Here is a 21023-nt window from a genome sequence, read left to right as displayed (position 1 = left end):
CAATACCGAACTCATAACACTGTTTTATCCTAACTTTAAACTGTCCAACTTTTTGGGTTCAGTTCAACGCCGGTGGGTCACTTTTTTGTGGCAAATGCAAAAAAGGAACCCCGTCGGGGGTTCCTCTTCTAATAACCAATGGTCAATGACTAGCGACTAACGTTCACCTTGTTTGCGCGTTCGAGTTCGCGAGCGTTGATGATGAGCATCTGCAAGCGGTTTTCGATGTTCGCGAAACTGGTATCCGGATCGTAGTCGAGGCTCAAGATTTGCACGTGCGGGCAACGTTCCTTCACAGCCTTCGTGAGACCACGGCCACTGATGTGGTTTGCGAGGCAGGCGAACGGCTGCACAATGATGAAGCTGTTGATGCCGTGCTTTGAGTTGTAAAGGATTTCTGCCGGGATGAGCCAGCCTTCACCCGTGTTGTACGTCGGGTCGATAATGCCGTCGATGTAGTTCACGAGTTCGAAGCAGTCGGCGTGGTGCTCGTAGAGCTTGAACGACTGCATGACCTTCTTCGCTGTTTCTGCGGCGTGTGCAAAGAGCTTTGCGGTGACGCCACCTTCGATGCGGTCTGCAATCGGGTTGGCTGAGAATCCGCGCTTGATCTTTTCGGCGCGGACCACTTCGTCGACGCGGAAGAAGTCCATCATGCCAGGGAGGTAAACTTCCATGCCGTTGTCCATGAGGTAGTCTTCGACATGTCCGTTTGCGCTCGGATGGTAGTTCATGAGGATTTCGCCGAGCACGGCAACGCGCGGCTTGCGGATGCCCTTCTGGCGAGCTTCCGTGATTTCGACCTTGTTGAATTCGTCAATGCACTGGCGCAACATTTCGACAAGGCGCTTGGCAGAGCCGAGTTCCGTCTTCTTGAGTGTTGCGGCGGTCTTCATCAGTTCCGGCATCCACTTGCTGTAAATCTTCTTGGATTCACCCTTGTTGATTTCGTAGGGGCGGAGTGCACGGTAAGCCGTTTCAATGGCGTCCATGAATGCAAGGCCCCAGAGCGTGTGGAGACGGAAGTCAAGACCGAGCTGGAAACCCGGATGCATGCCAGTCGTGTCAACGCCAGTCGTGATGATGGAAACGTCCTTGTAACCTGCTTCGTCAAGAGCCTTACGGCCAAGCACGGAGTACTGCACGGCGCGGCAGTTTTCGCAGTTCTTGGCAAGACACATCGAGACTTCGTTCTGCGGAACATTCGGGTGTTCTTCGAGCCACTTGAGGCATTCGCCGATGTTGATCTGGCACGGGAAGCAAATGTCGTTATGCACGTACTTCTTGCCGAGTTCAATAGCGCGCTTGTCTGCAACCGGGAGGTAATCCGAGAGGTAACCCTTGCCCTGGATGTAGGAACTTGCGAGGATTGCAAATGCAGGCGAGAGGTTCGGCGTCAAGATGATACGCTTGTTCTTGTCGCTTGCAACGAAAGGCGTGTGGAACTGCGGCTCGTTCGAAATCGGTTTTTCCGGGAGGTTTGCCGCACGGCGGGCCTTCACGGTTTCGATAAAGCTCTTGATGCGGATGCCGACCGGGCCGCGGGCGTCGCCTTCGTCGAGCTTGAGCATGAGCATTTCCTTGTTGGAATCGCGGTGCATCATGCGCATCATTTCGTCGGTCAAGACGGAATCATGTCCGCAACCGAAGCTCACGATCTGGGCAAGTTCAACATGCGGATCTCTTGATGCAATCATCGTTGCACCGAGCATGCGCAAGTGGAACGTGTTCTTGATTTCCACGCGGGTGTGGCTCGGAACGTCCTGATCGTAAACGCCCGGGAGCGATTCGGTGGTGAGCACCGGAATGCCCATTGCGGTAAAGTGGCTTGCTATGTTGTGGTTGATGAGCAAGTCGGCATGGTAGGGGCGGCCTGCAATTACAACAGCAAAGGTGTCGTTTGCCTTCACGTCGTCGAGAATCTTTTGGCCTTCTTCGAGGAGCGTGGTGCGGTAGTTGTTGAGTGCCTTTTCGCCTTCCGTGACGGCCTTGTCCAAAATCTTCTTGTCGATGTTCCAGTTGTCGTGGAACCAGTCGATCGTCTGGCTTCTGCGGAGCTTCGTGTTTGCCCAGTGGAAAATCGGCTGGTCCATCGGGATGCCGTAATTCTTTTCAGGTTCGTCTGTGTTCTGGCAGATGTTCGGGTAGCCTTGTACGACCGGGCAGACCGTCGTGGCGTTAAACTTGGTGTGGTCACTCGGGAGCGAAATCATCATCGGGAAGAAGATGCGATCGACCTTCTTTTCGATGAGGCTGAGCACATGGCCGTGGACGAGCTTGGCGGGGAAGCAGACCGTATCCGAAGGCACGCTATGGAGACCTGCTTCGAACATCTTGTAGTCGCTCTGGCGGCTCACGACAACGGTGTAGCCAAGGGCGGTGAAGAATGCTTTCCAGTAGGGGAGGCTGTTCCAGAATTCGAGCACGCGCGGGATACCGATGGTCTTTCCGTTCTGCGGCAAGAGAATCTGCGGAGCGTAGTCCTTGACCAAGAGCTGGTTTGTGCGCTTGATCATGTCCGGCACGGCTTGCATCTTCTTGTTGATTTCGGCGATGAGCTTCTTCGTTGCCGGATCGTTCGGGTCGGCGGTGACTTCGCCGCGTTCGCAGCGGTTGCCCGTCACAAAGCTCTGACCGTCACTGAACGTGACGATAGTGCGGGAGCAGTGGTTGGTGCAGTACTGGCAGAGCTGACCTGGCTGGTTGTGCCAGCTGAAGGTCTTCATGGCTTCAAGCCCGATAAACTTACTTTGCACGTTCGGGTCGGCGGCACGCTTTTCTTCCATGAACTTCTTCGTGAGGAGAGCGATACCGATTGCGCCCATTTCGCCCGGGCGTTCCGGACGGATGGCCTTGAGGCCCGTGTACTGTTCGAAGGCGCGGAGAACGGCGTTGTTCTTGAACGTACCGCCCTGCACCACGACCTTCTTGCCGAGTGTGCTTAAGTTGCGGATACGGATGACCTTCGTAAAGACGTTGTTGATGATGGAACGGCAGATACCCGCGATGATGTCTTCGGGCTGCTTACCGTCGCGCTGTTCCGTGATGATGGAACTGTTCATGAACACGGTGCAGCGGCTACCGAGCTGAGACGGGCTCTTGGAGTTGAATGCGAGTTCCGCAATCTTTTCCATCGGGATGCCGAGGCTGCGGGCGTAAGTTTCGATGAATGAACCGCAACCCGAGGAGCAGGCTTCGTTGAGGATGATGCCCGTGACGACACCGTCCTGCACGGAGATGGCCTTCATGTCCTGGCCACCGATGTCCAAGATGAACGAGACGTCAGGGCAGAGGCGCTGTGCTGCGTTTGCGTGGGCGACTGTTTCCACCGTGTGGTAGTCCGCATGGACAGCCTTTGCAAAGAGCTGTTCGCCGTAACCGGTTGTACCCACGCCCAAGATGTTGAGCTTCACGCCGTATTCTTCATAGCGGTCGGCGAGGTCCACCATGGCGCGCTTCAAGACGGCGAGCGGTTCACCGTCGTTACTTGCGTAGAAGCCGTCGATGACCTTTTCATTTTCGTCGATGAGCACGAACTTCGTGGTTGTAGAACCTGCGTCAATGCCCAAGTAGGCGTTGATGGTCGTGCCGGAAGGCGGCTGCGGGTAATGGTTGTCCGCCATCTTGTGTTCTTCCAGGAACAGCTTGTATTCTGCTTCGCTCTGGAAGAAAAGGTCGGAGGCTGCCTTGGCTTTGTTCTCGGCCTGGCGGATTTCGTTAAAGTGAACGAGCGCGTCGAGAGACCCCTCTTCGCGGTACATGCATTCCTGGTTTGCGAACATGGAGCCGTTAGCGAGAGCGGCGCCCATGGCGACGAGCACTTCGGAATGTTCCGGAACAATCGCCTGTTCATCGGAGATGCCCAAGCGTTCCTTGAATGCCTTCACGAGAGTCGGGTTAAATGTGAGCGGGCCACCTTCAAAAATGACAGGCGGCTTGATTTCCATACCCTGGGCGAGGCCACCGATGGTCTGCTTTGCAATGGCGTGGAAACTCGAAAGGGCGATATCTTCCTTGGCGATGCCGTTGTTGAGCATCGGCTGGATGTCCGTCTTGGCGAACACGCCGCAACGGCCCGAGATTTCATAGACTTTTTGGCCACGCTTGGCGTAGCTTTCGAATACTTCCGTCTTGATGCGGAGGAGCTCCGCGACCTGGTCGATAAATGCACCCGTACCGCCGGCGCAGACACCGTTCATGCGCATGTCGGAGGCGATGAGTTTGCCGGTGGTCTTGTCCTTTTCGAAGAAGACAACCTTGGCATCCTGACCGCCAAGTTCGATGGCGACCCTGGAATCGGGGTAGGTGGCACGCACAGCAAGTGCGTTTGCGACTACTTCTTGCACAAAGAAGGCGTGAGTGGCCTCGGCGAACGGCTGACCGCCGCTACCGCAGAACGTGACCCTGAAGTTCTTGCCCGGGAAAAGGGCATGGGCTTCGCGCAGGACCTCATAGACCTTCTGCGCCTGCATGGCGTTATGACGCTGATATGTATAGTGTAAAAGCTTAGATGTCTCGGGATCGACTACAGCAATTTTCACAGTGGTGGAGCCTACGTCGACACCCACCCATAAATCGTTCATAGAAGTATTCATAGTGAAGCCAAATTTAGTTTTTTTTCATTATTTGAAAATGTCTTTTTGCGTTTATGGCGATAAAACGCGCAATTTGACGAATTTTGGGTAATTGCTCGCGTGTGCAGTGCGCTATAGGCGTGTTATCCACGAAGCCGTCATCCTGACGCGAAGCGGAAGGATCCAGTAAAATTCTCCTTACGGCATCATCTTCGGAGCAGAGCGAAGGGAATCCGTAATTTTGTATATTCCATTGTATGAAATGTATTTTGTTGCTCCTAACGATGTGCTTTGCACTTGCGAATGCTCAATTCTATTACGACAAGTATGGGGAATGTCGCGGTGCGTATAAGGATAGCTTGGAGTATTCAAAACTTGTTGGGCTCGCCGAAAGATTTCATGGCACGATTTTGGTGAAAACGCCGGTTGAAGGTGTCAAACCGAGAAAAAATCTGGAAAAGATTCCTGAAAATAAAATTCAAAGAATATTTAATGTAAGCCGCGATACTTTGAGCAAAGAAAACTGGCTCGAAGTGGAGAAAAACGAAATCGTCAAAATTTGTGTTGACGGGCCTGTTGTCGCGTGGGAAACATCATTGAATGCGACTATATCTAGCGATTCCTGTCTTGCATTCCAAGCCCCGATGCTTATTGGAGTTGAAACTGTTAATGTGTATTTCTCAGAAGCGGATCGTTCGAAGAAAATCAATTTAGCGGTCGGGATGAAGTATTTGAATTTCAAGAATGAAAAAGTTCTGTTAGGTTTTAATCGATACTCCGAAAAAGAATTACAGATGCAAATGGTTTGCAATGCAGGGGAGTACGGAGCAGTACCTTGTGGCCCCCAAAATGAAGATCCTGAAAGGCTTGTTTCCGTTACCGGAACGTACTTAGTAGATAAGTACCCCGTCACAAACTGCGAGTTCACACAATTGATGTGGGATAGCATTCCAGAAAAAGCAACATATGAATATTGGGATTTTCAAAAGCACCATAAAAAATGGTTGTCAAGAAAAAAACGCAGTATCCGAAATGAAAATTGTATAGCGCATGACACCGCCGCTAACATGCTATCCGTACAGCAGGCTATGAAATACGCTAATGCTCGCAGTATTAAAGAAGGGCTTAAGCCATATTATCATTTTTCGCCAATCGAAGCCCATAGCCCTGCAATTTTAACCAATGGATATATAATAACCTATTGGGACTTTAAAGACTACGGAACGAGATTTTTTGATGGAGATGAATATTTCTACCCTAATCCATACATAAAGGTTACAGAAGATAAGACGTCCGATGGATATAGACTCCCTTATTACGACGAATGGATGATGTTCGCCCGAGGAGGGGACACAAAAAAGAAAGCGCCTTGGGGAGATGTTACTGCAACTTTTGAAGAGGCTACAAAATATGCCAAGTTTTCAGACTTCGTCAAAGAACAACACGAATATGAAGATACAGAACCTGTTGGTCAATTGTTACCTAACGGATATGGTCTTTATGACATATTTGGCCTTGTTCAAGAAAATGTTTTATTAAAGAAATACCTTAGATACAACTTCAGCAATATAAGTTGCATGAAAGGAGGTGGTTATCGAGTTGTTACAGCCCCAAACATAAGTTTTAACAATATCTCTTATTGGAAAGATTTCGATTATGGACATTACAAATCAGGAAGTTCACTCTTAGCCGGTTTCCGCTTAATCCGCAACATCGGCAATAACGCCAAATGGAGCGAAATTAAAACAGTTAACGAAAAGTAGTAACTAGTAACATCACTGCAAAATTCTATTTTATTTCCCGTGAATAAGAAATATATTATCCCTGTCGTTATTTTTTCGATTTTGCTGTTGCTCCCGTTTGGCGTGCAGGCGGTGAATGACCTGCGTGGCGAAAAGCGTTTCCAGCCGTTTGACATTTTCAAGGATGTGGTTTACGCTCCGATTGTGCGCGAGAAAAAGGTCGCTGCGGCTGCGGACTCGCTCGATGTGAAGTGGCGGGCGGCGCGTGAGGCGATTGCTGCGGGTGCAGAAGTGGCCGATGCGCTGGAGCCTGTGATGTCTTCGCTTTCGGACTTGGAAGCGGCTGTGCTTTCGGTGAATACGTATGCCGAACTCGATACATCTGAAGCTCGTTACAAGAGCCTCAAGTTGGCGGATACGCTGCTTTCGAAGCTGGAGGACGAACCGGAATCATTCCCGCAGGCGGATTCTTGCATCAAGTCGCTCGTGGCTGACCTTGGGCATGTGTCGCTGTGGCGTGCGTTCCTGGATGTGAAACATTACGGTGTGTGGACGAGCCGCTATTTGCGTGCTTTTGAAAATAAGATTGATGACGAGAGCGCTATTGTGTTGGCTTTGCGCCCGAAGTACCAGCTTGCGGTGTGGAATCTCTTTAGCGATCCGGGCGAGAAGGTCGTTCTCGGTGCTGCGGGCGATTGCATCGGCAAGTCGTGCGGCAGGGAAGAGGCCAAGCCCGAAGACAAGTGGCTTTTCTACCGTCAGGATGTGGAATTCCTGGTGCAACCGTCTCCGCTTGATGTGCGCAGTGCAAAGCTCGACAATCCGGTGAAGGCGATTGAAAAGTTCCGCGACCAGCTCAAGGCGAAGGGCGTGGAATTGCTCGTGGTGATTACGCCGGGCAAGCCGAGCATCTATACCGAGCGCTTGACGGGGCGCAATTCTCGAGTCGCGGGTGCCGAAAATGCTGGTCTTGGAAATGTTGCCGCAGTTGAAAACGCCGCCGGACTTCAGTCGCACGGCAAGAAAATTCTCGATTCGCTCACGCATGCTGGCTTTAACACGGTGGATTTGTACACGCCGCTTTTGGCAGCGAAGGCTGACGACGACAAGCTAGGTGCGCTTTACCTGAACGACGATACGCACTGGACTCCGCGTGGTGCTGAACTTGCGGCTGATGTGATTGCGAAGAAAGTCCGCGAGATGGTGGATGCAGGAACAGTCAAATTCCGCGGAAAGGATGATGTGCGCTACATTGCTGCAGATTCCGTCGCCGACCGCATGGGTGACGTGGGCGAAATGAGCGGGCTTAACAAGTTCAATGTGTTCAAGATGCAACAGGTGACTGGGCATGTCGTTTCTCTGCAGAATATCAAGGAACGCACCGAAAAGCTCCCGGTGGATTCGACTTGTATCGATGCTGCAAAGAGCGCTTGCAAAAAGAACGATTCTTGCTTTACAGCGCAGTCTGCGCTTTGCGAACGAGACACCGTACTTTACGACACTACAATCACTCCCTTCAAGGACGATTTCCGCAAGTCCGAAATCTTGATTCTCGGTGATAGCTTCAGCCGCATTTACCAGACCGATTCGCCGGTGAACGCCGGATGGATTGCTCATTTTGCGAAGAACATGAACGCCCGTGTTGCAAGCATCGTGAGTGACGGTGGCGCCTCGACGCTCGTGCGTGAAAAGCTTGCTCGCAAGGCTAGCGTACTCAAGGGCAAGAAGCTCTTGATTTGGGAATTCGTGGAACGCGACCTTCGCTTTGGCGCCGAAGGCTGGAAAAACGTGGATTTTTAAAATTCGGAATTATGAAGTAGGAATTAGGAATTGATTTATTTGGCGGCTTTGCCGCGATTATTTAAATTCCGAATTCCGAACTCCTAATTAAGTGAACTAATAACTAGCGACTAAAATTATGCCAAGACATGGAACCGCGACGCCGGGACAGGCGATCCTCGAAGGAATTGAATGGCTCAAAATTGACAAGCCGGAATTTGCCCGCAGGGTGGGCGTTTCTGTAGAAATGCTCGACCAGCTGATAGCAGGTGAAATCAGCATCTCGACCGAAATCGCGAATGCGCTTGAATCCGTGACGGGTAGCCCCGCCGCCTATTGGAAAATGCTCGAACGCAAAAGCCGCGCTTCTCGATAGGTAATACTAAAAAGTGTATGCCGCCCCCGGAATAAATCCGGGGTGACATCTATATAATTATTATACTTGCGATATGAATATTAAAGATGCCGTTTCTTTCATGTGCGACCTCGCCAAGGGCGAAGCCGAACAGTTCGATGTAATCGCTTCTAACACCCATTCCGAGGGCTTGTCCGTCTTTCAGGGGCAGGTCCAGAGTACTGAAATTTCGGATTCCGTAGGGCTTGGGGTCCGCGTCATCAAAGATGGCCGCCCAGGTTACGCGCATACGGAACGACTCACCGACGAAGCCTTGCGCCAGACGCTCAAGGACGCTCTTTGCCACACGCAGTGGACCGAAAAGATCGACATTACACTCCCGAATGCGGTAGAACTCCCGAAGGGCGAACCGAACTACAATCCGGCACTTGAATCGCTTGACCTTGCGACCATGAAAGATTTCTGCATCGAGCTTGAAAGGGCGACGTTTGCAAAGTCCAAGGAAATCGAGAACATCCCGTACCTCGGTGGCGATATCGAACATGATTATTCCGTTGTTGCAAACAATACGGGACTTTTCTACGAAGCCCGCTCGAACTGCGCTTCTGCGGGTGCAGGTGCAGTCGCAAGTCGCAACGGCATTAAGAAACTTGGCAACTTTGTCAAGAATGGCCGCGACTGGAACGAATTCTCTGTCGATGAAATCGCAAGCAAGACTGCCGAATATGCGACGGAACTTTTTGGCGCCCAGAAAATCGAAAGCGGCAAGATTCCTGTGATTCTCTCGGAACGCATTTCTGCGCGTTTCCTTGGCATGTACAGCCAGCCGTTCTTTGCTGAAACAATGCAGAAGGGGCAGTCCCGCCTCGACGGTAAGGAAGGCGAAAAAATCGCAAGCGACGTTTTCTCGCTGTGGAACGATCCGACTGGCGAAATGTTCGAGCACAAGTTCTATTTCGATTCCGAAGGCTGCCTCACGAAGCGCGTGAAGGTTGTCGAAAATGGCGTCTTCAATTCGGCGCTTTACAATCTCGAAACCGCAGCAAAAGCGGGTCGCGAAACGACCGGCAATGGCGCTCGTAGTTTTGGCAGCAAGATGTCCACGAGCTTCTACAATATGCTCGTACCGCCAGGAAGCATGACGACGATGGAACTCCTGAAGCTTTTCCCGAAGTGCTTGCTCGTGGTGCGCCTGGAAGGCAATTCCGGCTGCAATTCCGTGAGCGGTGAACTCAGCATCGGTGCGCATGGTTTCTGGTGCGAGAACGGGGCTATCCAGCACCCGGTCGATGGCGTCACGCTCAGCGGGAACTTCTTCGACATCATCAAGAACATTGTGGCGGTCGGTAACGAATACCGCGATCCGTTTGCAAGCTACAAGGTTCCTGCACTTGCCGTGAGCGAATTAAGCGTGAGCGCCTAACGCTCGGCTTTCAGCAGGTTACATTTCGGCGGGCTTTGTCCCGCCTTTTCTGTATAAAAAATGCTGCAAGAGCTTTCCTTGGGGAGGTGGATCCTTTTCAAGCTCTTGCAGCACTATGTTTGAGGTATTTTTTTACCCTATTACGGGTTGTATTTTTCGCTGTGTCGGTCGAGAGGAACTTTACCGACTGAAACCGTATTTGTCGTGTGGCAATACAAGTCGTGCGGTGTGACGAACATGGCCTGCTGTTGCTTGGCGTTGTCGATCAAATCCTTGATGCTATCGACGACAATGCCGCTTGCCTTCAAGAGCGATTTCAAGAAATCTTCAATGGCGTTGCTCAAGAAGTTGCTCTTCAGCAGGTAAACGTGATCTTCATTTTTATCGTCAACAAGATCTTCCAAAACTTCTTGAGTGGATTCCGTTACCGGTTCGTCGTTTTCTGCGGTGAAAGTCTTGTTGAAGTTGTATTCCGCAGCGTGTTCGGCGTAAAGATCCAAAAGCGTTGCTGTGCGCTTGCCGGCTCTGAGATTGGCGTCAACGTCGCCGTTTTTAATATTGATCTTCAAATCAGGATTGTTCTTGGATGCATCCAGATAGCACTGGTACACGTATGAAGAGCAAACCATCGTGTGTTTGCCATCGTGGTATTTTTCATCGATTAAGGTCTTCAGTTCGGCGGCTGCAATCTTTAACAACTTGATAATTGCAGCTTGCTTGAGGCTTACGTGAGAAACATCCTTGTAAATGAGGATCATGGCGAGCAAAACCAGATTCGAGTAAGGATAAACGAGTCCCTGCTTGACGTAGTCGTATGCGATATCGGTGACTGGAGCCACGATCTTGTCGAAATCGTCTCCGAAACCGCCTTTCTTTGTGATTCGGCGGACGTGTACGCCACGAGCGTTTGGAGTACTTGTAACAAGGTGCATGTTGATCCCGTCTTGCCCGGCGTCTGCTAATGCTGCATTCTCGCCGTTTTGCATGAAAATTGCGCCGTGGGTAACTCTGGAATTGGTAAATGCCATGATAAGGCGGGAAATGAGGTCGTCTGTTTCTCCATCAAAAATGAGAATGTCACCTGGCTTCAAGTCCTTGAGTTCGATTTCTTTTTCTTCTTCGTTTTGCGGCGCATTTTGCGTATTCATGTTTTATTCCTGTATAAAGTTTTTTGTTAATTGCAAAATCAAAAATAAATGTATAATCGCTGTTTCGCAATAACCCATTTGGATTATATTGAGTATTAAAAAGGTGAAAACCTCAAATGGGTCTTCACCTTTCGCTCTACTAATTTGTTTGAAAATTAGTTGCAGTCTTCGAAATGGAGGGTCTTGCCAAAGAGAGAACCGGTGATCTTGTAACGAGCCGTCTTCGGAGAGTTCGGGTCGTAAGTGAAAGATTCTTCTGCAAGCTTGTCTGTTCCGCCAGACACATCGGCTTTCAAACGTACTGTATCGCCCGAAGTAATAGTTCTGTTCGGGTCGTTCAGCAAATCGAATGTTCTTTCGGCGCCGACGCAGATGTCATCGTAACCGTCTTTTCCAACTTCGTAAATCTTACCGTCTTTGTCAGTCACTTCGACTTTAATGCGTACTACGAATGCTGCCGAATTGTGAAGTTTGAAGTAGCGGATGCTATCCATTTGATTTTTCTCCTGTTTTAGTTGTTTGAGCATGTCTTAAGAACTGATTGATTCGTTGTTCTTAAGATCTGTGCTAAAAGTAGAATCAAATGGTATTATTTCGCAATAATCTGATTTGGCGTTTGTATGTACTAATTTGTATGATTACGAAGCGTTTATCCTTGGAATTATGTGGGGTTATTTTATGTATTATTTGAGTATTATTTTTTGAATATTTCTTGTAATGATTCCATAATAAAGGCTTTCTTTTGCGGGGCGACACCGGCTAAAAGCTGCTCTATGTCGTTTTGGCTAAAAGACGGATGGTTCTCGTATAGTTTTTTGATTTGGGCTTCACATTCTGCTTTTTGACCCATTTTATAGCAGCATGCTATCATGATGAGGCGAACCGCCATCGCGTTGGGCGTATAAAGTAAAACCTGTTTGGCTAGTTTCTTGCACTCGCTGTATCGACCTTGTAGAAAAAGAATCAATGACCTTGCGTGGGTGACCGATGCTTTATTTGCTGTTTCTGGAATTAGACGTTCGCATTCGTCGATGAGCTTGAGCGCTCTTTCTTCTTCCCCTGTAAGCAGATAAATTTGTATGAGGTATATGCGGGCTGTAATGAAAAGAGGGGTTTCTTCAATGGTCTGCTGGAGGTAGGAAATTGCCTCTGCCTTGTTGCCGATGGTCGTGTTGTAGAAGGCCATGATGACCTTTGAATAGACCGAATACGGCGCATTGTACATCGCTTTGCGCGCAAGCTCTCCCAGTGCGAGGCTGTTCGTTTGCCTGTCGCCCCAGTTTTCAAGAAAGGCTATGTAATAAGCCATCGACAACATGTAGGTGGCCTGTTCATTGTATTCACTGCCTGTCGCAAGAGGCGTAAGCATTTTCTTGCTGATATCGAATGATTCTTTGCTACGGTTTTCTAGTTTGACATTGCAGTACATTGAAGCGTACCACCAATAGGGGATGGAACTGGATGGGGTGTACTTCATTTTAGCGGTTGCAAGAACCAGGCTTCTGAACAAAAGCATAGATGTCTTTTGTGCTAAAAGCAAAATGTCGTCGCTGTTGACCTTGATTGATGTTGTCCAGAGCAGTTCTCGAGAGTTGCCTTGCCTGATGGAAATAAATAGAACTTCTTCGTTGTCGCGTGTTGCAGAAACGCTAATGACAAATCCCGGCACAAGATCTTTTTCTGGAAAATCTATAATGCGGAATATGTGATACTGGTGGAAGGACTCGACGACGGACAAGTAAAGTTCTTGCGCCTTTGGCGTTGCTGCAAAGTCGTTTTCTTTGTTGAAAACGATGATTAAATCTTTTTTTAAATCGTCGATCTTTATAGCGGATTCGTTCTGCGTAGAAACAGCTTCAGTCCTGTTCGTGACTTCGAGAATCTTATAAATATTTGCAAGATGCACTTTAACGGTATTCGCCGAAATGCCTAAAGTCTTGCATATTTCTGTATTTGTGAGTCCCTTGCGTAAAAGAGACAATATTTCTTTTTGGCGAGAGGTCAGCTCTTGCCTTGTATTTTGCTCAAACATGGGCTTAATTTAATATAAAATCAGTCCTAATCACATAGTATTATTGTAAAATAATCTGTTAATTTTATTACAAACGCGTAATTTTTGGCGTTTTTACACAAAAAACAGGCTTTTTTGGCCGCTTGCCAGCGTTGTGGAGCTTTGCTTGTTCGCGAAAGGTCTTTTTTGCTTTTATGCGTATTATATGGATTACCTATAACGCTGCTTGTATAATGCAGATCTTTGCGTACGCATAACAATTTTTCGATTTTTACTCGTAAAATTATTGTAAAATGTTGACATTTTTTGCAGGTCTGAATGCTTTAAAAACTGCTGATTTGCGCTTATACAAACTTTTGTTTATAAAAACAAATGAACTGTAGAAAAATAAATTTTACAATTTACAAAAAGCTTGACAGAATATTATATTGCGACTTAAGGTGAATGAATTTAAATGAAAAAATGCATATAAATGTATGTGTATAAAATATAAATGTTGGTACTTGTATAGAATATGATAGGAGCTTCTTTACAGTATTTGGCTATGAGGTTAAATCTTCATTTGCGTCAGGAAATGTCTGTCCGTGAAGATCTTGTTGTTGTTTCGAAAATGCTTGAAAATGATGGTAAAGAATATGAAGACGCAGTAAATAAGTTGAACATTTTTCTTGTGAATATGGAGCGGGATAGCATGATGCAGAATCATTCTGTCCCAGAAGTATCTGGCGATCGAGCTGTTGTTCCGCCCAAAATGGTCTTTTTGAACCTGTATTTTGTTATTGCAGCAAATTTTAAAGGCCGGAATTATTTGGATTCGTTGCGTTATTTGTCTAAAACGGTTGGATTTTTCATGGATCATTCTTTTTTCGACCGTTCGAATTCGCCAGACTTGCCTGAGGGCTTGGAAAAAATTGCAATTGACATGGAAAACTTGAATATGCAAGAGTTGAACAATTTGTGGGGAATGGTTGGTGCAAAATATGTTCCTTCTGTTGTTTATCGCCTAAAAACGGTTGCTCTTGGTGGAAACTATTCGTATTACCAGCCGTATGTTATTCGGTTGCCAGAAAATTCAGAGTTGGGGTTAATATAATGGATCAAAAAGATAAACGTGAAGGATATGAAAGAATTGCCGATGTATCTTTATGCCATGAGTACTACAACGGGAGTTGTTGTGGTTTTAATGTAACCCCGTCCTCTGAAACAGCGGAAATAATGGGAAGGGAAGGACTTCTCTGCCGTATTTACGATGGAAAAGTTCGAATTTTTGCTTATTACAAACCTCATAAAAACATTATTTCAAAAAAAATGACGCTTTCCTTTTTCGTCAGGGCTTCTATTTCGGAGGTCTGGAATGTGACAAAATTTGATAATGTTGCTCATGATGAGTTCCCGGTTGCGAATGTGTCATGCTCAAATGGTGTGTGTGTCAAAGGGCGTAAAAAAAACACTTTGCCTGAATTGCAACAGATGTTTGGTGTGCTTTTTTTGCTTGAAGTTGTTTTGGAACCGGAATATATAAATCATGAAAATTATCTTACATGTACTGTAAAGATACCGACGAAAAAATTGAGGTGGTGCTATTGCGTTTCTGGCGCGTATGCGAATAAAAATTTGCTCATAAATGACTCGTTGAAGACTGATGACCCGGTGCAGTTTGTGTGTATTGAAAGATCATCGCGGTTTTCGCTTTATGTATCTCAACGCGAAATTCCGATTGTAAGTGGGGCGCCTCCACGGTTCCAGCTGCTTGACTCAGCGACGTCGAAGGTTCTGATGAAATGCCTTCCGAATGCAAATGCAAAGTCTATTGCCAAAACAAAAACGGGTCAGGACGGAGGCTCGATTTTTGTCGCAGAATGTTTTGTTAATCCATAAAAATAGGAGAATCATAAATGCCAACAGCATACAAAACCCCTGGCGTCTATCTCGTCGAGAAGGACGCTTTCCCGGGATCGGTCGTAGAAGTCGCTACGGCGGTTCCAGCCTTTATCGGCTATACCGAAAAGACGGAATACAACAAAAACAGCTTGATTAACAAGCCGGTGCGTATTACGTCCTTTGCCGAATATCTGAGCATCTTCGGCGGTGCGCCGTCTGTAAGATATACTTATAAAAAAGACAATAGCAATGACGCCAAGGCTGTCCTTAGTGCGAAGCCGGCGTTCCGCCTTTACGATTCCATGCGGATCTTCTTCCAGAACGGTGGCACAACCTGCTATATCTGCTCTGTGGGCGGCTATACGGTTGAAAAAGAAAAACCGGATCCGACCGACAATACAAAAAAAATAACAGTAATTGAGAATAATGAAATTGATCAGGAAGTGTTGTGCAAAGGCATTACTCCGTTCGAAAAGGAACAGGAACCGACTTTGATGATTATTCCTGATGCGGTTTCTCTCGCTGATGCTGGTCTATGCGCAAATGTGCATACGGCATTGCTTGCTCATTGCAATAAAATGCAGAATCGCTTTACGATTTTGGATGTTTTTGAGGGCTTTACCGAAAGAAATCTTGAAAAAGATTGCGTCGCTGATTTCCGCGAGAAAGTTGGAACGATGTATCTCAACTACGGCGCGTCTTATTACCCGTGGGTTAAAACGAATGTCGTTTCTTCTAATGAGGTCTCGTTTGCAATCATTGAACCTGAAAAAGATGATAAAGGTCAGGTTACGGGAACTCCATACAAACTGTTAGCGGATGATTTGAAAATTTCTGTTTTGCCGGAGTTGCCCGATCTGTCTGTTTTGACTCAGGATGACTGCAAAGATTTGTTCAATGCGAATCCCAGTATAGCTGGTCTTCCAACTCAAGATTCAATATTCCCGATTGAGTTGGACAAGGATTATGCAGACGTTTTAACGAAGTTGAATGCGGTAACTGTTCCTAAAGATCAGACTGATAAGGAAAAGATTGAGGCTGAATTAACCAATCTTTGTAGTTTTTTACAAAAAATACAAGATTACAACGATTATTTAAATAAAAACAAAGATCTCATCAAAATTTTCGATCGCTTGAGCAGCTTCGACATGACGAATGATGATTCGACGGATATGCATAATCAGCTCATGGCTGTTTGCCCGGCGTATGTCGAAATGGTGTCTCAGATGCTCGATGAACTCAACTTGATGGCTCCTTCTGCTGCAATGGCTGGTGTCTACGCCCGTGTCGATAACAGCAATGGCGTTTGGAAAGCTCCAGCAAATGTCAGCATCAATGGCGTTGTATCGACTGCAGTGAACATGACCAACGAAGAACAGGAGGACTTGAATGTCCCTTTGAACGGCAAGGCTGTAAATGCCATCCGCTACTTTATTGGCGACGGTATCAAGGTCTGGGGCGCTCGTACGCTGAATGGCAATAGCCTTGACTGGCGTTATATCAATGTGCGCCGCACGATTATCATGCTCGAAGAATCGATCAAGCAGGCTTGTAAGGCTTACGTGTTTGAAAACAATACGGCTACGACTTGGCTTACAATGAAAAATATGATCGACAACTTCCTCAACGGCATCTGGAGACGTGGCGGCCTTGCTGGCCAGACTCCGGAAGATGCATATGAAGTGCATGTGGGGCTTGGCGATACCATGACAGCCGATGATATTCTCGAAGGCTATTTGAGAATCACTGTCAAGGTCGCCTTGATCCGTCCGGCGGAATTTATTGAACTCACGTTCCAACAACTTCAACAGAAATCTTAATTGGAGGTAATATAATATGGCTGGTGAAAACCAAAGTCCTGATATTTGGCCTATGCCAAAATTCCACTTTCAGGTAATGTGGGGTAAAGATACGATGTCCTTCCAGGAGGTTTCTGGTCTTGACGCACAATCTGAAGAAATCAAGTATCGCGCTGGCGATAGCAAGGTCTACTCGGTGGTCAAGATGCCTGGACTGATCAAGTTCGGCAATGTGACTATGAAGAAGGGCATTTTCAAGGGCAATAACAAGCTCTGGGAATGGTTCAAGAAAATCAAGATGAATACCATCGAACGTACCGACGTTACGATAAGCCTTCTGGACGAATCCGATACGCCGACCGTGACCTGGAAGCTCAAGAATGCATGGCCCACCAAAGTAACGGGAACTGATCTCAAGGCCGAAGGCAACGAAGTTGCTATCGAAAGCATTGAAATTGTTCACGAAGGCTTTGAAGTTGAAAATAAGTAGAAGGTAATTGCGTATGCCCCCTGAAGGTGAATCCTCCCAATTGAATAAACTCGAAGAATGGGATATTCCTGCTGCGTTTCATTTTAGGGTGACTGTGGGCGATGCTCAAGTCTCCTTCTGTGAAGTGAGCGGAATCGAATGTTCTTTGGAAATTGAACCGGTTCAGTCTGGGGGCGACAATTACAACTGCTTTTACGTCCCGAAATCGCGCAAGTTTACTGATTTGGTTTTAAAGCGTGGTTTCGTAAAAAAAGGCGATGCTTTCTTTAACTGGTGTAAAGACATTCTGGCAGAACCCCTGTCTAAAGAAAGCATCAAGCCTAAGGACGTCATTGTTTCTTTGCTGAGTGAATCGGAAGAACCTTTGGTGTCGTGGGCTTTTAAGCATGCTTATCCTGTAAAGTGGACTCTCGGAAAATTTGATGCCATGAAAAACGAAATCGCTCTCGAAACGATAACGCTGAAATATTATTCGTTTAAATTGCTGGATTTGTAACATGTCCTTGGATATAAAGAATTTGACGATAAATGTCCATGTAGCGGGAGTTTCTTCTGATGATATGCAGAGGACTCTTGAGAAAATGCGTACTGAAATACTGGATGAGTGCCGTGATTATGTGAATGAATTTATAGAAAATAAGAAGGAACGTTAAGATGGCTGCAGACGGAATGCTTACATTATCGGCTAATAACAAAAGCTTTTCGGTTATGGTTAATCCGCAGGATTATAGCATTAAGGATGCTATAAAGTATTCTGATTATAACGAACCGCGAAGCAAAAAGTTTGACCGGTACGAAGCCTCTGTTCTTACGATCCCTAAAATATTCTTAGATACAACCGGTTCGATTCCTGTTGAAAAATGGCCTTTCAATGGGTCCATTGATGAAATGATAAAAAAGCTGAAAAGCATTGTCTACGATTACAATGGAAAAAATCATGAGCCTTCTGTCGTCGATATCTTGTGGGGTGATTTAAAAGTTCAGGGCCGTCTTCTTTCAATGGAGACCAAGTTTGCTTTGTTCGATAAAGATGGCCATCCGATTCGAGCTGAAGTGAACTTGAGTTTCGCCTTGTTCAAGACCTTTAAGGATCTTGAAGCTGAATCAAACAAGAGTTCTCCTGATTTGACGCATGTCATTGAAGTTAGGGCCGGAGATACTTTGCCGAATCTTTGCAACAAGGTCTACAACGATCCTTCTTACTATATGCAGGTGGCCCGCGTAAATAACCTTTCTGATTTTTGCCACCTTGTTCCCGGAACGCGTCTGGTGTTCCCTCCGTTGGTTGATTGAGGTCTTTATGAGTAATTCGCCAATTCTTAGTGCAGAAGGTCCTGTTGAATGCGTGATTGAATCGGGTGGCAAGGCGTTGTCTTCGATCCTTCCGATTGTTTCCGTTGACGTCTACTATGGAATCAATTCCATTCCGAAAGCTGTTATTGTCATAGAAGACGGTGAAATGAGCAATGGCTCGTTTCCATTAAGTGACGGTGAGGAGCTAGCTCCTGGTTCCGAAGTGACAATTAAGGCTGGATATGAAACGAAATCGACTCCGATTTTCAAGGGGATCGTTTTGCGCCACGGAATATCGATTGATAAAAGTGGCCGCTGTTGCGTGAAAATCGAATGCCGCCATAAGGCGATTGCCATGACGTGTGCACGTAAAAATGCGAATTTCCTGGATAAATCCGATGACGATATCGTAAAAAAACTGATAGGCAATTATGGGGTCTCGATAAAGTCTAGCATGGGCAGCGAAGTGCATAAAGAAATGTTGCAGTATTACTGTACGGACTGGGATTTTATGATGACTCGTGCAGAGGCGAATGGCTGCTGGCTCCTGGCTGATGACAGTGGATTGTCCATAGAAAAAATCAACTCTAAGGGGGATGCTAACGTTGACCTCATTTGGGGAACGGATATTCTTGAATTCAAGGCGGAGGCAAATGCCTTGTTCATGGTCAAGAATGTCACTGCCAAATCTTGGGATGTGACATCCCAGCAGGTCGTTTCTGGAAAGTCCACAAGCAAAACTCTGGGGGGCCAAAACAGCTTTACGGGAAACAAGCTTGCCGATGTCCTGAAGGTCTCTGCGAATACGCTTCAGACCAGCACCCAGATTTCCAAGAGTGCGCTAAATTCCTGGGCGGAATCGGAGCAGCTGAAAAATGAGCTTTCGCGTATTTGCGGTTCTGTGGTGTGCGTCGGGACGACAAAGGCGAATCTCGGAAAATTGGTGAATCTCAAGAATGTCGGAAACCGTTTTAAAGGCGGGGCGCTTGTTTCTGGAATCCACCATAATGTCCGCAATGGAATCTGGACCACGGAATTTTCGTTTGGCATGCCTAAAGAATGGTTCTACGAAAAGTTCGAGACCTCGGCGCCCATTGCGTCTGGGCTTAACTGCGGTGTACATGGGTTATTGACGGGTGTCGTATTGCAAATACATGACGATCCTGAAAAGCTGAACCGCGTCAAGGTGAATATCCCGCTAATGGAAAATGAAAAACAGGATGTGTGGGCCCGCCTTGGGGGCATTTATGCATCGAATAAGGTTGGGTGCTTATTCTATCCGGAAGTAGGCGACGAGGTGGTTCTTGGCTTTTTTGGTGGCGACCCTTCGAGTCCTGTGATTCTCGGGAGCCTTTACAGTTCCAAGCTTGCTCCTCCGCATGCTTTGGAACAAAAGAACAATGTCAAGCAGATCCTCACGCGTGAAAAGCTGAATCTCGAATTCAACGAAGAAAAAAAGTCGATTACGATTGCAACGCCCGGTAATCGCAAATTTATACTTGATGATGATGGAAAAAAGATTCTAGTCGAGGATTCTTCGGGCAATAAGATCGAAATGTCTGATAGCGGTATTAAGGTATCGTCGAATAAAGATATATCTTTCGATACGAAGGGGAAGTTTAAAGTCTCGGCTGTCGGAGGAATCGAGCTTTCTTCTAAAGGCGACCTTAAAGGGGATGGGTTGAACGTGGAGTTCAATGGAAAAATTGGCTTTACGGGAAAGGGTAGTGCCAAGGCCGAAGTTTCGGCTTCTGGTCAGACCGTTATTAAAGGTGCTATGGTGATGATCAATTAGGAGCTTTTATGGCGTGCGCTGCTAGACTTACAGATATGCATACATGTCCCATGCAGACCCCTGCATTCCCATCGCCTGTGCCGCATGTGGGAGGGCCTGTCGTAGGGCCTGGTGCGCCAACGGTTTTGATTGGTGGAATGCCTGCTGCTGTAATGGGCGATTCCTGCGTTTGCGTTGGCCCTCCTGATTCGATCATAAAAGGCTCTGCGACGGTCCTGATTTGCGGAAAGCCTGCGGCAAGAATGGGCGACAGTACAGCGCATGGCGGCGTTATTGTAGTGGGTTGCCCCACGGTGATGATTGGGGGCTGAAATGCGGGATATATCTTTTTTAGGTCGTGGCTGGTCGTTCCCGGTAATGTTCTTGGATACAGGAACGAAAATGTCGGAGTTCGAAGAGGATATTCATGAAAGCCTTCGTATTCTCCTGATGACGTATCCTGGGGAACGTACGATGCGCCCGGATTTTGGCTGCCGCTTGAGGGACTATTGCTTTGAATCGTATTCACTACGGTTGATTACGCTTATACAGTCCGAAGTTCGTCGCGCAATCCTGATGAATGAACCCCGTGTTGATGTAGAAAATGTGAATGTGATGGAGAGTGAAAAGAAAGAGGTCCTGAAAGTCGAAGTTGTCTATGTTGTTCGTTCGACGAATAGCCGAATGAATTTGGTGTTCCCGTTCTATCTGAATGAAGCGACGGATGCAAGCATTTAAAAGTTGAAGAATTTGA

Annotated in this window: 17 protein-coding genes; 13 read left to right on the top strand and 4 right to left on the bottom strand. The window is 47.1% G+C overall.

All coding sequences use genetic code 11. The annotated features are described in order from the left end of the window. Positions 1-149: 149 nt before the first annotated feature. Positions 150-4595: an acyl-CoA dehydratase activase gene (locus tag ACJMM9_RS01205; RefSeq protein WP_405323086.1), complete on the bottom strand. Its 4446-nt coding sequence runs from the start codon at positions 4593-4595 to the stop codon at positions 150-152. Positions 4596-4831: 236 nt separating this feature from the next. Here ACJMM9_RS01205 and ACJMM9_RS01200 point away from each other — a divergent pair, with 236 nt between their 5' ends. From ACJMM9_RS01200 to ACJMM9_RS01185, 4 genes are all read left to right on the top strand, one after another. Next, positions 4832-6337 (top strand): formylglycine-generating enzyme family protein, encoded by a 1506-nt coding sequence (locus ACJMM9_RS01200; RefSeq protein WP_405323084.1) that lies wholly within the window; start codon positions 4832-4834, stop codon positions 6335-6337. A 39-nt stretch (positions 6338-6376) separates the two neighbouring features. Next, positions 6377-8116 carry a hypothetical protein gene (locus tag ACJMM9_RS01195; protein ID WP_405323082.1) on the top strand — a complete coding sequence of 580 codons (1740 nt, stop codon included), beginning with the start codon at positions 6377-6379 and terminating at the stop codon, positions 8114-8116. 118 nt (positions 8117-8234) lie between these two features. Beyond that, on the top strand, positions 8235-8471 hold the full coding sequence (locus ACJMM9_RS01190) for a transcriptional regulator (RefSeq protein ID WP_405323080.1): 237 nt from the start codon (positions 8235-8237) through the stop codon (positions 8469-8471). A 73-nt stretch (positions 8472-8544) separates the two neighbouring features. Beyond that, positions 8545-9873, top strand: coding sequence for a TldD/PmbA family protein (locus tag ACJMM9_RS01185; protein ID WP_405323079.1), 1329 nt, complete (start codon positions 8545-8547; stop codon positions 9871-9873). 140 nt (positions 9874-10013) lie between these two features. Here ACJMM9_RS01185 and ACJMM9_RS01180 read toward each other — a convergent pair whose 3' ends face one another. The 3 genes from ACJMM9_RS01180 to ACJMM9_RS01170 all read right to left on the bottom strand — a co-directional run bounded on the left by ACJMM9_RS01180 (position 10014) and on the right by ACJMM9_RS01170 (position 13053). After that, complete coding sequence (locus tag ACJMM9_RS01180) at positions 10014-11021, bottom strand: hypothetical protein (RefSeq protein ID WP_405323077.1); 1008 nt, start codon at positions 11019-11021, stop codon at positions 10014-10016. A 155-nt stretch (positions 11022-11176) separates the two neighbouring features. Further along, positions 11177-11515 (bottom strand): hypothetical protein, encoded by a 339-nt coding sequence (locus ACJMM9_RS01175; protein ID WP_405323075.1) that lies wholly within the window; start codon positions 11513-11515, stop codon positions 11177-11179. A gap of 200 nt (positions 11516-11715) precedes the next feature. Next, positions 11716-13053, bottom strand: a complete 1338-nt coding sequence (locus ACJMM9_RS01170) for a LuxR C-terminal-related transcriptional regulator (protein ID WP_405323073.1) — start codon at positions 13051-13053, stop codon at positions 11716-11718. A gap of 493 nt (positions 13054-13546) precedes the next feature. Here ACJMM9_RS01170 and ACJMM9_RS01165 point away from each other — a divergent pair, with 493 nt between their 5' ends. The 9 genes from ACJMM9_RS01165 to ACJMM9_RS01125 all read left to right on the top strand — a co-directional run bounded on the left by ACJMM9_RS01165 (position 13547) and on the right by ACJMM9_RS01125 (position 21007). Then, positions 13547-14125, top strand: coding sequence for a DUF4255 domain-containing protein (locus ACJMM9_RS01165; protein ID WP_088639986.1), 579 nt, complete (start codon positions 13547-13549; stop codon positions 14123-14125). Further along, the gene (locus ACJMM9_RS01160) at positions 14125-14910 is read left to right on the top strand and encodes a hypothetical protein (RefSeq protein ID WP_405323071.1); all 786 of its coding nucleotides are present in this window, start codon (positions 14125-14127) and stop codon (positions 14908-14910) included. Before ACJMM9_RS01165 ends, ACJMM9_RS01160 begins: the two co-directional genes overlap by 1 nt. Positions 14911-14927: 17 nt before the next feature. Beyond that, positions 14928-16733 carry a phage tail sheath family protein gene (locus ACJMM9_RS01155; RefSeq protein WP_405323069.1) on the top strand — a complete coding sequence of 602 codons (1806 nt, stop codon included), beginning with the start codon at positions 14928-14930 and terminating at the stop codon, positions 16731-16733. 16 nt (positions 16734-16749) lie between these two features. Continuing rightward, the gene (locus ACJMM9_RS01150; RefSeq protein ID WP_088639983.1) at positions 16750-17202 is read left to right on the top strand and encodes a phage tail protein; all 453 of its coding nucleotides are present in this window, start codon (positions 16750-16752) and stop codon (positions 17200-17202) included. Between the two features lie 40 nt (positions 17203-17242). Next, positions 17243-17698: a phage tail protein gene (locus ACJMM9_RS01145; protein WP_173353616.1), complete on the top strand. Its 456-nt coding sequence runs from the start codon at positions 17243-17245 to the stop codon at positions 17696-17698. Positions 17699-17856: 158 nt separating this feature from the next. Beyond that, on the top strand, positions 17857-18495 hold the full coding sequence (locus tag ACJMM9_RS01140; RefSeq protein ID WP_405323067.1) for a peptidoglycan-binding protein: 639 nt from the start codon (positions 17857-17859) through the stop codon (positions 18493-18495). A gap of 7 nt (positions 18496-18502) precedes the next feature. Then, entirely contained in the window at positions 18503-20290 is a 1788-nt protein-coding gene (gene vgrG / locus ACJMM9_RS01135) for a type VI secretion system tip protein VgrG (protein WP_405323066.1), read from the top strand. A gap of 8 nt (positions 20291-20298) precedes the next feature. Continuing rightward, positions 20299-20601: a PAAR domain-containing protein gene (locus tag ACJMM9_RS01130; RefSeq protein ID WP_088639979.1), complete on the top strand. Its 303-nt coding sequence runs from the start codon at positions 20299-20301 to the stop codon at positions 20599-20601. Position 20602: 1 nt separating this feature from the next. After that, entirely contained in the window at positions 20603-21007 is a 405-nt protein-coding gene (locus ACJMM9_RS01125; RefSeq protein ID WP_088639978.1) for a GPW/gp25 family protein, read from the top strand. Positions 21008-21023 lie beyond the last annotated feature (16 nt).

The sequence above is a fragment of the Fibrobacter sp. genome, assembly GCF_045112255.1.
GTDB lineage: Bacteria > Fibrobacterota > Fibrobacteria > Fibrobacterales > Fibrobacteraceae > Fibrobacter.
Note: the sequence above shows the minus strand (reverse complement) of the source record. Positions and strands in the feature narration are given on the sequence as shown.